The organism is Amycolatopsis sp. NPDC058340 (assembly GCF_042723975.1).
Classification (GTDB): domain Bacteria; phylum Actinomycetota; class Actinomycetes; order Mycobacteriales; family Pseudonocardiaceae; genus Amycolatopsis.
Genome location: NZ_JBHXIB010000030.1, coordinates 1 through 14,288, shown reverse-complemented (window position 1 = coordinate 14,288; position 14,288 = coordinate 1). Strand labels below are relative to the sequence as shown.

General features: G+C 69.9%; 12 protein-coding genes. 7 read left to right on the top strand and 5 right to left on the bottom strand.

What is annotated here, in order from left to right:
* Positions 1-7 precede the first annotated feature (7 nt).
* From ACFWIW_RS27590 to ACFWIW_RS27580, 3 genes are all read right to left on the bottom strand, one after another.
* Positions 8-1,483, bottom strand: a complete 1,476-nt coding sequence (locus tag ACFWIW_RS27590) for an FGGY family carbohydrate kinase (RefSeq protein ID WP_378371145.1) — start codon at positions 1,481-1,483, stop codon at positions 8-10.
* On the bottom strand, positions 1,483-2,904 hold the full coding sequence (locus tag ACFWIW_RS27585; protein WP_378371144.1) for an MFS transporter: 1,422 nt from the start codon (positions 2,902-2,904) through the stop codon (positions 1,483-1,485). Before ACFWIW_RS27585 ends, ACFWIW_RS27590 begins: the two co-directional genes overlap by 1 nt.
* A gap of 351 nt (positions 2,905-3,255) precedes the next feature.
* A complete protein-coding gene (locus ACFWIW_RS27580) occupies positions 3,256-4,647 on the bottom strand; it encodes a KamA family radical SAM protein (protein ID WP_378371143.1) in 1,392 nt (463 codons plus the stop codon).
* Positions 4,648-4,903: 256 nt separating this feature from the next.
* On the opposite strand from ACFWIW_RS27580, the gene ACFWIW_RS27575 reads away from it, so the two are divergent.
* Genes ACFWIW_RS27575 through ACFWIW_RS27565 form a run of 3 tightly spaced genes read left to right on the top strand, consistent with a single transcriptional unit; the run spans position 4,904 to position 8,910 of the window.
* Positions 4,904-6,514, top strand: coding sequence for an amidohydrolase (locus tag ACFWIW_RS27575; RefSeq protein ID WP_378371142.1), 1,611 nt, complete (start codon positions 4,904-4,906; stop codon positions 6,512-6,514).
* A gap of 9 nt (positions 6,515-6,523) precedes the next feature.
* Complete coding sequence (gene lnt / locus ACFWIW_RS27570; RefSeq protein ID WP_378371141.1) at positions 6,524-8,116, top strand: apolipoprotein N-acyltransferase; 1,593 nt, start codon at positions 6,524-6,526, stop codon at positions 8,114-8,116.
* 26 nt (positions 8,117-8,142) lie between these two features.
* Positions 8,143-8,910 (top strand): polyprenol monophosphomannose synthase, encoded by a 768-nt coding sequence (locus tag ACFWIW_RS27565; RefSeq protein ID WP_378371140.1) that lies wholly within the window; start codon positions 8,143-8,145, stop codon positions 8,908-8,910.
* Here the strand turns inward: ACFWIW_RS27565 and ACFWIW_RS27560 are convergent.
* Complete coding sequence (locus ACFWIW_RS27560; protein ID WP_378371215.1) at positions 8,864-9,661, bottom strand: DeoR/GlpR family DNA-binding transcription regulator; 798 nt, start codon at positions 9,659-9,661, stop codon at positions 8,864-8,866. The genes ACFWIW_RS27565 and ACFWIW_RS27560 overlap by 47 nt on opposite strands.
* A 51-nt stretch (positions 9,662-9,712) precedes the next feature.
* Between ACFWIW_RS27560 and ACFWIW_RS27555 the strand changes: the two genes are divergently transcribed.
* From ACFWIW_RS27555 to ACFWIW_RS27545, 3 genes are all read left to right on the top strand, one after another.
* Positions 9,713-10,087 carry a DUF4406 domain-containing protein gene (locus ACFWIW_RS27555; RefSeq protein WP_378371139.1) on the top strand — a complete coding sequence of 125 codons (375 nt, stop codon included), beginning with the start codon at positions 9,713-9,715 and terminating at the stop codon, positions 10,085-10,087.
* A gap of 44 nt (positions 10,088-10,131) precedes the next feature.
* The gene (locus ACFWIW_RS27550) at positions 10,132-11,400 is read left to right on the top strand and encodes a sigma-70 family RNA polymerase sigma factor (protein ID WP_378371138.1); all 1,269 of its coding nucleotides are present in this window, start codon (positions 10,132-10,134) and stop codon (positions 11,398-11,400) included.
* A gap of 67 nt (positions 11,401-11,467) precedes the next feature.
* Entirely contained in the window at positions 11,468-12,253 is a 786-nt protein-coding gene (locus ACFWIW_RS27545; RefSeq protein WP_378371137.1) for an SDR family NAD(P)-dependent oxidoreductase, read from the top strand.
* Here the strand turns inward: ACFWIW_RS27545 and ACFWIW_RS27540 are convergent.
* Positions 12,146-13,147: a LysR family transcriptional regulator gene (locus ACFWIW_RS27540; RefSeq protein WP_378371136.1), complete on the bottom strand. Its 1,002-nt coding sequence runs from the start codon at positions 13,145-13,147 to the stop codon at positions 12,146-12,148. The two genes, ACFWIW_RS27545 and ACFWIW_RS27540, sit on opposite strands and share 108 nt — an antisense overlap.
* 73 nt (positions 13,148-13,220) lie before the next feature.
* Here ACFWIW_RS27540 and dapA point away from each other — a divergent pair, with 73 nt between their 5' ends.
* Positions 13,221-14,126 (top strand): 4-hydroxy-tetrahydrodipicolinate synthase, encoded by a 906-nt coding sequence (gene dapA / locus ACFWIW_RS27535; protein ID WP_378371135.1) that lies wholly within the window; start codon positions 13,221-13,223, stop codon positions 14,124-14,126.
* Positions 14,127-14,288: the final 162 nt, after the last annotated feature.

The window sequence follows — 14,288 nt, the reverse complement described above, 5'->3', positions numbered from 1 at the left end:
CTGGGTTTCACGACAGCGAAACGGCGAGCACGTCTTGCCAGCGCGCCCGTAGCTTCAGCCGGTCGGTTTCGGCGATGGCGGGCTCGAAGATCCGCCCGGGTGGCTGGTGGGCGACGGCCTCGGCCAGCGACGGCCACAGCCCGAGCCGGGTGCCGGCGAGATAGGCGGCGCCGCGCAGGCTGGCGGTGGCCGAATCCGCCACCCGTTCGATGGCGAGACCGGTGAAATCGGCCTGGCTCTGGAGCAACGCGTCGCTCGCCGCCAGCCCACCGCCGGCCCGGAGATGGGTCATCGGCCGGTCCATGGTGGTGCGCAAGGCGTCGGCGGTGTCGCTCACCGCGTGGGCGATCCCGTCGATCACCGCCCTGGCCAGAGCTTCCCGCGTGGTCGCCAGGCTCAGCCCGGCCAGCATCCCGCGGGCGTCGGGCCGCTGCACCGGGGTGCGCAGTCCGGCCAGCGTCGGCACGAACCACGTCGTCTTGCCACTCGGCTGCGCCGCGGCCAGCGCGCTGATCTCGGCCGCCGAGGCGAACAAGCCGAGGTCTTCGATGAGCCATCGCAGGGCGGATCCGGTGGTCGAGGTGTAGGACTCGAGGCTGAACCGGCTGTGGCCGCCGCTGCGCCAGGCGACCAGGCACAGCACGCCGTCGAGACCGCCCACCGCCTCGGGCGGCTCGTCACCGGCGAGCGCGCCGACGAACGTGCCGGTGCCGTGGACGCAGGTGGCCTGGCCGGGCGAAAGCGCGCCGAGCGCGATCAGGGACGCGTGCTGGTCGCCCATCACCGCGGCGATCGGCACGCGGATGCCGAGCAGATCCGGGTCCGTGCAGCCGTAGTCGCCGTCGTCGTCCAGTGGCGGCGGAGCCGACTCGGCGGGAAAACCCAGTGCCTCCAGCCATTTCTCGTCCCAGCAGTGCTCGCGCAACCGGTAGCCGCCGAACGCGACGGCGTTCGTCGCCGAGATCGCGTATCGCTCGCGACCGCTGAGATGCCACACCAGCCAGGTGTCCACCGAGCCGAACAGCACCCGCCCGGCCGGAACGCCGAGCTCCCCGAGTTTCCTGGCGGCCCACAGGAACGGGGCACGGGTGCCCACCGGACGCCCGGTTTCGGCCCACAGGTACCGGTCCCACTCCGGGGCGAGCTTCGCCAGCTCGGCGGCGTAGCGGCTGTCCTGCCACACCACGGCGGGCGCCAGCGGGCGACCGGTCTCGCGGTCCCACAGCACGGCCGTCGCCCGCTGGGTGCAGATCGACATCCCAGTGATCTCCACACCGTTCTCGGCTGCCCATTTCACCGCTTGGCGGGCGACGTCTACGGTCCGCTCCAGCAGTTGGATGGCGTCCTGTTCGACCTCGGCCGGGCGGGGATGGCTGACGTCGATGGCGGTGTAGAAGGAAGGCCCGCACTGTCCGTCCTCGCCGACGACGGCCGCCCTGGTGCCGGTGGAACCCTCGTCGACGGCCAGGATCCCGCGCCGCATCAGGCGCTCCCGAGCTTGAGGTCGATGGTCTCGTCGTCGGGATCGACGCCGCTGCGCGTGGGGTCCCAGCGGACGATCAGGCAGGAGACCAGGCCGAGGAACGGCACGACCGCGAGCAGGGCGATCGTCGGGCCGAGTCCCATCGATTCCTTGATCTGCGGGAACACGTAGAGCCCGACGACACTGCCGAAGCTGCCGAGCATCCCCGTCACGCCGGTGCCGAGGGTGCGGATGTCGCTGCGGTAGGACAGCGCCGCGATGGATTTGCCGTTCGCGCCCGGTCCGGCCGAATGGAAGAAGATGAACAGGAACGGGAGCAGGAACCCGACGGCGATCGGCAGCTTCCCGAAGCCCAGCCCCATCACCAGCAGGATGGCGAACGCGAAGGCGTAGCCGATGGCGGAACTCGTCCGGAGCCCGATCTTCCTGCCGAAGTACGCCGAGAGCGCACCGCCGATGATCCCGGCGACGTTGAAGATCATCGAACCCAGGGTCGCGGTTTGGAAGGCCTGCCCGAAGATCGCCAGGCTGATCACCGGCAGGTACCACCCGACGGCGAAGTACTGCATCGACTGGGTCAGGGAGATCGCCGTGGACAGGAAGGTCCGCGGCAGATAGGGCTTGCGGAACAGCACACCCGCGTGCCGGAAGCCGATCTTCCGTTCCTGGGCCGGGTCAGGCCCGCTCGAGGTTCCCGGTGTCACCTGGAAACCGTAGATCCGGCGTAGGCTGACCGCCGCTTCCGCGAGCCTGCCCTTGGCCGCGAGCCACGACGGGCTTTCCACGAGGAACAGCAGCTGCAGCACCAGCAGGACGATCGCGAAGACACCGGCCGACCCGACGGACCATCGCCAGATCCCCACCCCGGCGTCGAGCTGGAAGAACACCAGCGTCAGTCCGAGGTTCACGGTGGTGGCGACGTACCAGACGGACTGCCAGAGGTTGAGCCGTCCGCGCAGTTTCGCGGGGGTGTACTCCGCGAGCATGGCCATGGCCACCGCGAAGTCGATCCCGTAGGCGACGCCGACGAGCCCGCGTCCGAACCAGACCTCGCCGAACCCGCCCGCCGTCGCGGTGAGCACGGCCCCGACGGCCGCGATCGCCTTGGCCGCGATCAGCGGTTTGACCCGGCCGATCCGGGCGGCCAGCCAGCCGCCGATCGGGTTGAACAGGATCGCCACCGCGGGCGCGGTCGCGGTGAGCACGCCGACCTGGGTTGAGCTGAGGCCGAGCTCCTTGATCATCGGGGAGAGGCCTGCGCCGAGCGCGGCGTTGGAGTAGGCGTCCAGGAATAGCCCGCCCAGTACCAGATACCACAGCAGATTGGCCTTGCGCGGCAACCTCGACAGCCCGTTGACGAGCGCGGCTACCTGGGAGACGTTCGAAATCGAGCCTGTCGGGCTGAGCGTCGATGAACTCATGGACCGCCAACTTTCTGCGCTGGCTGTCAGCGATCCGACACAAAAAAAACAGACACGACGAAGACCGCTGACAGTGGCTCTTCGTCTGTGCCTGTCTGAAGGATGAAGAGTAGATCCCGATCCAGGGTCCGTCAAGACGGTGCCCTGTCCGGCCACAAAGGACACTCGCGCGGAAAGATCTTCGCTGGGTTCCGCGGATTCCGGTCGAGGATCGCCGGAGCGTGCGAAGCTCTTGTTGTGCGGTAAGGCGAACGTGGCGTGGTTCGCGGCTGAGGTTGATCCGTGAAGGCCTCCTTGAGGGACTCTGGGTCCCTCAAGGAGGCCTTCACGGACTTGGGAAGCCGATCCGGCTTACGCCTTCGGCTGATCCCGCCACCAGCGCTGGCCGGCTTCGGGCAGCGTGGAGATCGGGTCGTAGTAGGGGTAGCGGCGCTGCAAGGCTTCCGGGTCCTCGTGTTCGATCCCGGTCCGGTAGTTCTTGGTCCAGTAGGAGATCCCGAGCTCGCGGTCGTATTCGGCGAGCTGGTGCACCCAGCGTTTGCCGACGTACGGCACGTCGCAGACGATCCTCGGCGTGGCGTAGCCCGGCAAATATCCCATGATCGCGTGCTGCAGTTCCTGCGCCTCGTGCACGGAGACCCGCCAGTGTTCGGCGTTGGGGATCATGTCGCACATGTAGAAGTAGTACGGCAGGATGTTCGCCTCGCCCTGCAGCGCGAAGCACAGGTCCAGCAGGTCGGCCGGGGTCGCGTTCACGCCCTTCATCAGCACGCCCTGGTTTCGCACGTCGCGGACGCCGACGTCGAGCGCGGTCCTGGCGGCTTCCGCGACCAGCGGGGTCACCGACTGGGCGTGGTTGACGTGGGTGTGGATCGCGAGGTTGACGCCGCGGCGCTGCGCGGTGCCGGCGACGCGTTCGAGACCTTCGACGACCTTCGGCTGGATCCAGTGCTGCGGCAGGGCGGCGAGCGCCTTGGTGGCGAGCCGGATGTCACGGACGGTGTCGATGTCCATCAGCCGCATCAGGAACGACTCCAGCTGCGGCCACGGCACGTTCGCGACGTCGCCGCCGGAGACCACGACGTCACGCACGCCGGGGGTCTTCTTCAGGTACTCGATCATCGCGTCCTGGCGGTCGACCGGTTTGAGCGAGAGCTTGTGTTTCTCGATCTGTTCGGTGGAGTTGCCGACCAGGTCCATCCGGGTGCAGTGCCCGCAGTACTGGGGGCAGGTGGAGATCATCTCGGCGAGGACCTTGGTGGGGTAGCGGTGGGTCAGCCCCTCCACGACCCACATCTCCGCCTCGTGCAGCGAGTCCCGCTCGGAGTGCGGGTGGCTCGGCCATTCGGTGTCCCGGTCGCTGCGCACCGGGAGCATGTAGCGGCGGATCGGGTCGGCGTACCAGGCTTCGGTCACCTTCGCCGGGTCGGTGCCCGCGTTGGGCGCCATCGTGTTGATCATCTGCGGCGGCAGGAGCATCGACATCGTGGCCATCTCGCGCTGGTCGGCGAGCATGTCCTCGTAGAAGCGCTCCTCGAGCTGATCGCCCATCAGGGCGCGCAGCTGCTTGGCGTTACGGATGCAGTGCACTCGCTGCCACTGCGCGTCGCGCCACTCTGCCTCGGTCACGTCGTGCCAGCCGGGGAAGCGGCGCCAGTCGGGTTCGGTCAGCTCGACTCGGGTGTAGTCGTAGGGCTGATCGTAGGCGGCCACCGGCGAGGTCGGTTCCTGGATCGCAGTCACTTGTACTCCTCGTCGTCGGAAACGCGTGAAAATATCCTGTCACATCGTCCGGAAGACGTAAATATTCCTGCCGCGCTCGGTGTGTCCGGCGAATACTCCCTCGGTCCTCGAACGTGTTCCATGGCAGCGATCCCGCCCACCGGACCGGCCGGACGGCCATGGTGATCTATCGCTTCGAGTCGAGCCGGTGACGCGGTTCGCAAATTCGCCGACCCTGGCCACGCGGTGATCGTCCGCACGCTGCAAACTCGGGAGGGTGACGAACGCGCGAACGACGCTCCTGCTCGGCGGGCGCATCTACAGCCCCTCGGCTCCCGACGCCACCGCCATGGCGATCACCGACGGCATCGTCGTCTGGGTGGGGCAGGACGGCCCGGCGCGGGCACTGCATCCCGACGCCGAACCGGTCGACCTCGACGGCGCCTTCGTCGCCCCGGCCTTCGTCGACGCGCATGTCCACGCCACCGCGACCGGGTTGCACCTCACCGGCCTGAACCTCGCGGACGTCCGCGGCGCGGGCGAACTCCTGGCCGCGGTCCGCGACGCCGTCCGGCCCGGCCAGGTGCTGGTCGCCCACGGCTGGGACGAATCCCGCTGGACCGACGGCAGGCTGCCCAGCCGCGCCGAGATCGACGAGGCCGCGAACGGCGCCCCGGTGTACCTGAGCCGGGTCGACGTCCACTCGGCGCTCGTCTCCAGTGCCCTCGTCGCGCTGGCCGCCGGCGTGCACGAGGCGCCGGGCTGGTCGGCCGACGGACCGCTGACCCGCGACGCCCACCATCTCGTGCGCGCCGCGATGCGCGACGCGATCACCCCCCAGCAGCGCCGCGAAGCCCAGCGCGCGTTCCTCGCCGAAGCCGCCGCGCGCGGAGTGGTGAGCGTCCACGAATGCGCGGGCCCGGACATCTCCGGCGCCGAAGACCTCACCGACCTGCTCGCGCTCGCGTCCGGGCCCGGGCTGCCGGAGGTCGTCGGCTACTGGGGCGAACGCGGCGGAATCGACACCGCTCGCGCGCTCGGCGCCAGGGGAGTCGCGGGCGACCTGTTCGTCGACGGCGCGCTCGGCTCGCGCACGGCCGCGCTGCACGAGCCCTACGCCGACGCCCACGGCACCTCCGGAACGCTCTATCTCGACGCCGCCGCCATCGCCGAGCACGTCGCCGCCTGCACCGAGGCCGGACTCCAGGCCGGTTTCCATGTCATCGGCGACGCCGCGGTCGCCGAGGTCGTCGAAGGATTCCGGCTCGCGGAGAACACCGTCGGCCGTCGAGCGCTGGCCGCCCGGCACCACCGGCTCGAACACGTCGAGATGATCGACGCCGACCAGGCCAAGGAGCTCGCCGGCTGGGGTGTGGTCGCGTCGGTCCAGCCGCAGTTCGACGCGGAATGGGGCGGCACGCACGGCATGTACGTCGATCGCCTAGGCGGCGAACGGGCCCCAAAGCTCAACCCCTTCGCCGCCATGGCCGCCGAAGGGCTCCTGCTCGCTTTCGGCTCCGACGCTCCCGTCACGCCTGTCGACCCGTGGGCCACCGTCCGCGCCGGGACCTATCACCGCACGCCGGGCTCGGGGCTGTCCGCTCGCGCGTCCTTCACCGCACACACCCGCGCGGGGCACCGCGCCGCCGGGGTGAACGACGGGGTCACCGGCAGCCTGGTCCCGGGCGCCCCCGCGCACTACGCGATCTGGGACGCGGAGGATCTCGTCGTCGCGACCCCGGACTCGCGGGTGCAACGCTGGTCGACCGATCCGCGCGCGGGGGTACCCCCGCTGCCGAACCTGGCCGAGGGGGCGACGCTGCCCCGCTGCCTGCGCACGGTCCGCGACGGAGAGGTCATCCACGATGTGTTCACCCGCACGGCCTAGGGTTCAGGGGTGTCCTCGACCGTGACCGATCCGGACCCCGAAGCGGCGCCCCGGAAGCGGTTCTCCCGCGCCTGGCTGCTGCGTTTCCTCGTCGCCGCGGCGTCGGGTTTCACGCTGTACCTCAGTTTCGCGCCGCGTCCGCTGTGGTGGCTCGCACCGCTGGCGTTCACCGGCTTCGCGCTGGTGGTGCACGGACGCAGGTTCCGGGGCGCGTTCGGCTACGCGTTCGTGTTCGGGATGGGGTTCTTCCTGCCGCTGCTGACGTGGCTGCTGGACTTCCTCGGCCCGGGTTTCGGTCCGTGGCCGTGGCTCGCGCTGTCGATGGCACTGTCGGTGTATCTCGGTTTCGGTGGAGCGTTCGCCACCGTGGTGTGGCGGCTGCCGCTCGGGCCGCTGTGGGCCGCGTTGGTGATCATCGCGCTGGAGACCCCGCGGACCTGGTTCCCCTTCGGCGGATTCCCCTGGGGTCGCGTCGCGTTCAGCCAGCCCGAGGGCGCCTTCGTCTCGCTGGCCTCGATCGGCGGCGCTCCGCTGGTCGGCCTCGCCGTCGTGGCGACCGGTTTCGGGCTCGCGGCGCTGTGCCTGCGGCTGCGGGGTGCTGATCCGCGGCGTTCCCTGGTGGCCGCGGCGGCGGTGACGCTGGTGCCCGTGGTGGCGGGGCTCGCGGTGTGGCCGACGATCGGCACCGAAGCCCAGGACGGCGAACTCACCGTCGCCACGGTGCAGGGCAATGCCCCGGACATCGGCCTGGCGCTGGAAGGCCGCCGCGACGAACTGCGGAGCAACCACCTCACCGAGAGCGCGCGGCTGCTCGAAAAGCTCAAGGCGAGCAACACCAAGGTCGATCTGCTGGTGTGGCCCGAGACCGCGATGGCCATGCGCACCGGCGACGCCGGCGTCGACCAGATGGTCCGCGACTACGGCACGCAGGCGATCATCGGCGCGCTGGTCCGGCTGCCCGACGGCACCGCGCAGAACTCCGCGCTGGTCTGGGATCCGGTCACCGGTCCCGGCCAGCGCTACGCCAAACAGCAGCTGGTCCCGTTCGGTGAATACGTCCCGGCTCGTGAGATCGCGAAGCTGGTGACGCCGTTCGTCGACAGCGTGGCGAACATGACACCGGGTGACGGCGCCAACGCCGCGCTGTCGGTCGCGGGCACCAAGGTCGGCGTCTTCATCTGTTACGAGACGGCGTTCGACTACCCGGCCAGGGAGTCGGTCGCCGACGGCGCGGAGCTGCTCGTCGTGCCGACCAACAACGCCTGGTACGGGCCGGGGGAGATGAGCTACCAGCAGCTGGCGATGTCACGGCTGCGGGCGGTCGAGCACGGGCGCGCGGTGATCGTTTCGGCCACCAGCGGGGTCAGCGCGATCGTCGCTCCCGACGGTTCGATCAGGGCCTCCACCAGCCTGTTCACCGCAGACTCCCTGGTGGGGCGCGTACCGCTGAGGCAGCAGACTACGCTGTCGGATCTACTCGGTGTGACGACGGAGTACGGACTGCTGGCCCTGGCGATCGCCGGGGTTACCGGCGGGTACGTGCTCCGTTTCCGCACCCGGCGCGCGAGCGCCGCCAAGGCAACGAGGGAAGCGGCGGGCTGACCCGCCGGAACACGGAGGAAAAGCGGATGGCGCAGGCGCCGCGGGGGGCCCAGGGAATCGACCCGGTGCTGGTGGTGGTCCCGACGTACAACGAGCGGGACAACATCGGCCCCATCCTGGAACGTCTGCTCAAGGCACTTCCGGACGTGCACGCCCTCGTCGTCGACGACGGCAGCCCGGACGGCACCGGTGACGTCGCCGACGAACTCGCGAAGGCCGACGAGCGGATCCACGTCATGCACCGGACCGAGAAGGCCGGCCTCGGCGCCGCGTACGTCGCGGGTTTCCGCTGGGGGCTCTCCCGTGACTACGCCACCATCGTCGAGATGGACGCCGACGGCTCGCACGCGCCGGAGGATCTTCCCCGCGTGCTGGCGGCACTGGAGGACGCGGACCTGTCCATCGGTTCCCGCTACGTTCCCGGCGGAAGCACGGTGAACTGGCCGTTCCAGCGCAAGGCGCTGTCGTGGGTGGCGAACCTTTACGCGAGGATCGCGCTCGGCACGAAGATCAAGGACATCACCGCCGGCTTCCGCGCGTACCGCCGCACGGTGCTGGAGAAGCTCCCGCTCGACGAGATCGCCTCGCGCGGCTACTGCTTCCAGATCGACCTGGCGTTCCGCACGGCGCTCGCCGGGTTCGAGGTCGTCGAGGTGCCGATCACCTTCACCGAACGCGAGGTCGGTCAGTCGAAGATGAGCGGCTCGGTCGTGCGCGAGGCGATCGTCCTGGTCGGGTTCTGGGGGATCAAGCGTCGCTGGGAGCAGCTTCGCGGGCTGGCCAAGAAGGGCTGACGCCCAGCACGCTCACGCCGAGTTTTCCCAGTTCCTTCACCGTCGGCTCGTCCGGCGCCGCGTCGGTGATCACGCCCGCGACGTCGGACAGGGGGAGCACGGTGAACGGCGAGGCCGCGCCGATCTTCTCGGAACTGGCCAGCACGTAGGTGTCGGCTGCCCGTTTGGCGAGGGTGCGTTTCATCGCGGCCTCGTCGGAGTCCCCGGTGGTGAGCCCGGTTTCGGGGTGCACCCCGGTGACGCCGAGGAAGAACAGGTCGGCGTTGATCCCCATCGCGGCCTCCGCCGCGGCCGCTCCGCAGGTGACGGCGGAGTGTTTGAAGAGCCGTCCGCCGATCAGGAACACCTCGACCTTCGGATGGGTGACGAGCGCAGCCGCGACCGTGGGACTGTGCGTGACGATCTTCGCTTCGAGATCGACGGGGAGCGCCTTCGCCAGCGCGAGCGCGGTCGTCCCGCCGTCGAGGATGACCGTCGAGCCGAGCCGGATCAACGCTGCTGCACGTTTCGCGATGCGTTCCTTGCCCGCGATGCTGACCGCCATGCGCGTCGCGTAGTCCGCGGTGGCGGGCGAGACCGGCAAGGCTCCGCCGTAGACCCGTTGACACAGTCCGGCGTCCGCGAGATCTCGCAGGTCACGGCGGATACTGTCCTCTGATACGCCGAGTTCGGCGGCGAGGTCCTTGGCCACGATCCGGCCTTCGGTTTTGAGTCGTTCCATCAGCAGGTCTCGTCGCTGCGCAGCCAACATGTGCACGTTCCTCCTTGTTCCTGCCGATTGTTGCACATTATGCTCCGGCGCATGAGCAAACCTCTGATGATCCTCATCGCCGGACCGTTCCGCTCCGGCACCGGCGACGACCCCGAACTCCTCGCCCGCAACCTCGCCCGGCTCGAAGAGGCCGCCTGGCCGATCTTCCGCAGCGGGCACGTGCCGATGATCGGCGAATGGGTCGCCCTGCCGGTGCTGCGCGGCGCGGGCGGGAAGACCGTCGCCGATCCGATCGCGAAAGAGGTCATGTACCCGACGGCCGACCGGCTGCTGCATCACTGCGACGCCGTCCTGCGGCTGCCGGGCGAATCCACCGGCGCCGACCAGGACGTCGCCATCGCGCTGTCCCGCGGGCTCGACGTCTACCACCGTGTCGAGGACATCCCGGGGTACCAGGCCGCATAATGCGTAACCCGATCCAGCGTTACGTTTCCGGGGGATGGTGAGCCGTGACCGGTCAGGCCTGCGCGAACTGTGGTGGCCCGCTGCCACCGAGAGCGGGAACGAGAGGGCGCGCCGCCGTCTACTGTTCCGCCGCGTGCCGCCAGCAGGCCTACCGGTCACGGCGCAGCCCCGTACCCGACCTGGACACCCTCATCGCCGAGGTCGGCCGGGTCGCGAACCGGCTCGCACCCCAGCCGCCGGACACCTTCTTCGCCGACCTCACCACGCTCAACTCGGACGTCGGCAGGTTGCGGCGTATCGCGCAGCTCGCCCTCCGGGCGTGGCCGGAAAACGTCACCCCGGACCCCGTTACGGAATCCCTGGACGAGGTCGCCTTCGCGGAGAGGGTCGAGCAGCACGAGCGCGAGCTGCGCGTGCACTGCTATCGCATGGTCGGGTCCTACGACGACGCGCAGGACCTCGTCCAGGAGACCTTCCTGCGGGCGTGGCGCGGCCGTGAAGGCTTCGAGGGCCGGGCGAGTTTCCGTGCCTGGCTCTACCGGATCGCCACCAACACCTGCCTCGACTTCCTGCGGCGCAACGAAAGGGTCCCGCGTCCTTACGACCCGCTGCCCGGTGTCGAACAGGAAGGCGAACCACCGCAGTTCATGCCGTGGCTGCAGCCGTTCCCGGACGACCCCGACGAGATCGCCGAGACCAGGGAGACGCTGGAGCTGGTGTTCCTGGCCGCCATCCAGCACCTTCCGCCGAAACAACGGGCCGTGGTGATCCTCAACGACGTCCTCGGCTGGAAGACCGCCGAAACCGCGGACCTGCTGGAAACCAGCGTCGCGTCGGTCAACAGCGCCCTTCAGCGCGCTCGCCCCACCCTGCGCGAACGCCTGCCGGAACGCCGCGCCGACTGGGCTCGGACCGTGCGGCCGACCGAGGAGGAGCAGGCGATCCTGCGGCGCTACATGGCCGCCGCCACCGCCAACGGGGACAGCCGGGTCATGGCCGAGCTGCTCAGGGAAGACGTGCTGGTCACGATGCCGCCGAATCCGCTGTGGTTCTCCGGCCGCGACGTCTTCCTCGACTTCGTCGCCAAGTCCCTCGATCCCGCCTCGCCGACCTACTTCGGGGAGTGGAAACACCTCCCGGCCGTCGCCAACGGGCTTCCCGCCGCGGCCGGCTACGTCCGGCGGCCGGGCACCCGGGTCTACCGGGCACAGGTGCTCGACGTACTGCGCATCGAAGACGGGAAGGTCGCCGAGATCACCGCTTTCGAGCCGCACCTGTTCCCCGCGTTCGGGCTGCCGCTGACGCTCACCTGAGGACCGATGACGTTCACACCCCTTCCGCGTCTCAACGGTCGAACCCGACCAAGCGGAAGGAAAACCCATGAGCCTCCAGAACAAGAACGCGATCATCTACGGCGCCGGCGGCGCGATCGGCAACGGCGTCGCCAAGGAGTTCGCCGCCCGCGGGGCCCGCGTCTTCCTCACCGGACGGCACCGGCCGGCGCTGACGAAACTCGCGGGCGAGATCGAGCAGAGCGGGGGACAGGCCGAGGTCGCGGTGGTCGACGCCATGGACGAGACCGCGGTCGACGAGCACGCGGCGGCCGTGGCCGCCGAGGCGGGCAGCCTCGACATCTCGCTCAACCTCGTCCCGCGTGGCGACATCCAAGGCATCCCGCTCGTGGAGATGTCGGTCGAGGACTACGTCCGCCCGATCACCGCCGGGATCACGACGAACTTCATCACCGCGCGGGCCGCCGCCCGGCACATGGCCGCCCAGGGCTCCGGCGCCATCCTCGCCCTCGACAGCGGATCCGCCCAGGGCAGCCCGATGATGGGCGCCACGGGCTCGATCGACGCGGCACTGGACACCTTCATCCGCAATCTCGCCGTCGAGATCGGACCGCACGGTGTCCGCGCGCTCGGTGTCTGGGTCGCGGGCATCCCGGAGACCCTCACGCCCGAGAAGCTCTCCGCGGTGAACAACCAGCTGCCGGCGAGTCCCGAGATGGTGCGGAACGTACTCGACGGCCTCACCGAGGCCCGGATGACCAAGCGTTCACCGCGCCTCGCCGAGGTCGCCGCCACGCTGGCGTTCCTCGCTTCCGACGACGCCATGGGGATCACCGGCACGTTCGTCAACGTGACCAGCATGTTCCCCAGCTGACCGCGTCGCCCCGAGTTCCGCCAGCACCGCCCGGATCGCGGGGCTCGACTCGGCACTGCGGCGCCACGCGGCGTGCACCTCGCGCGTCGGCGGGCGCCGCAGCGGCCGGGCGACGAGCCCTTCGGGCAAAGGCGGGCGCGCCAGCCGCGGGATCAACGCGACGACCTCGCCCGAGGCGACCAGCGACAGCTGCGTGGAGAAGTCGTCCACCAGGTGCCGCACGTCGGGTTCTTCCGGAAGGCCGGCGAACACGCGCCGGAACCATTGGTGGCAGACCGTGCCCGGTGGACTGGTCACCCACGCGTGCCCGGCCAGGTCCGCGCCCTCCAGCGGCGGTTCGGCTCGCGCCAGCGGATGGGTCCCGGCCATGACGACGTCACCGAGGTCGGTGTGCACCAGGCGCCGCGACAGCGCGGGGGACAGCGGGACCGGCAGACCGTCGGCGTCATGCAGGAGCGCGAGGTCGGCCGTCCCGGCCTCGACCGAATGCAGAGCCTGGTCGGGGTCCTGCTCGGTGATGTGCAGGCGGAGTTCGGGGTAGCGCGTCAGGAGGCGAGGATGGACCGGGGCGAGCAGGCCGCGGATACCGGTCGAGAACGCGGCCACCCGAAGAACACCGCGCGGCGCGCCCTCCGCGACCGACTGAGCGGCCTCGGCGCACCGTTCGAGTGCCTGGAACACCTCCAGCGAGGAGTCGACGACGGCCTGTCCCGCCGGAGTCAGCACCACACCGCGGCCCGCCGGAGCGAGCACCGGCATGCCGATCTGGCGTTCGAGCCGTTTGATCTGCTGCGACACCGCGGACGCGGTGAATCCCAGCTCGTCCGCCGCCCGCGCCAATGTCCCCAGCGCGGCCACCGACCGCAACGCCCGCAGAGCCCCGACCTCGATCATGAAGCCAGGCTACGCAATACCGTCCAAAAACCATCGCTGGACCGCAGGTATCGGCGCCGACAGGATCGACCGCATGACCGAAACCCTCTTCGGCTCCAACCTCGTCGCCATGGTCACCCCGATGGAACCCGGCGGCGCCCTCAGCGAACCCGGCCTCACCGGCCTGGTCGACCACCTGCTGACCAGCGGCTGCGACGGCATCGTCGTCGGCGGAACCACCGGGGAATCGCCCACTCTGACCGACGCCGAAGCCGCGCGGCTCGTCCACACCGTGGCGAACCGCGCCGGGAACCGGGCGCGCGTGATCGCCGGAATCGGCACCTACGACACCACCGCGTGCATCAGGCGCGCGAAGGAAGCCGAGGCGGCCGGCGCCGACGCGCTCCTGCTCGTCTGCCCCTACTACTCCAAGCCGACACAGGCCGGCATCGTGGCGCACTGCCAGGCGGTCGCCGACGCCACCGACCTGCCCGTGATGCTCTACGACGTCCCGGCCCGCGCCGGGACGGCCATGGAAGCGGCCACCCTCATCGAACTCGCCCACCACCCCAGGATCCGGGCCGTGAAGGACGCCAAGGGCGACCTGTTCGAAGCGATGACCGTCATGGCCCGCACATCGCTGGCCTATTACTGCGGTATCGACGAGCTCAACCTGCCCTACCTCGCCGCCGGGGCCACCGGCCTGGTCAGCGTCGTGGGCAACGCCTTCGCCGACCGCAACGCCGAACTCATCGCCGCCGTACGCGGGGGAGACCTCGACACCGCGCGATCGCTCAACGCCGCACTGCTTCCCCTGGCGGAGGCTGTCATGCGCACCTCGCAGGGAGCGATCATGGCCAAGGCCGCACTGGCCGAACTCGGCGTCATCCCGCACGCGACGGTCCGGCTCCCGCTCCTCGAATCGCCGCCGGAGCACCTACGACGGCTACGCGACGCCTTGGCGACTCTCTGCACCGGCGCTCTCGCAGGTACCTCGTGAGTGGCTAGGACGGTTAGGGCCAAGGCTGCCTTAGGTACCCCTGAATGTGGGTGGCAGTTGGCGGCAGGTCCGTGAGGGCCTCCTTGCCTACCTTCAGGGTAGGCAAGGAGGCCCTCACGGACCGGTACCTCGCCGCCGCCGACATCCTGCTCGGCACGCTCG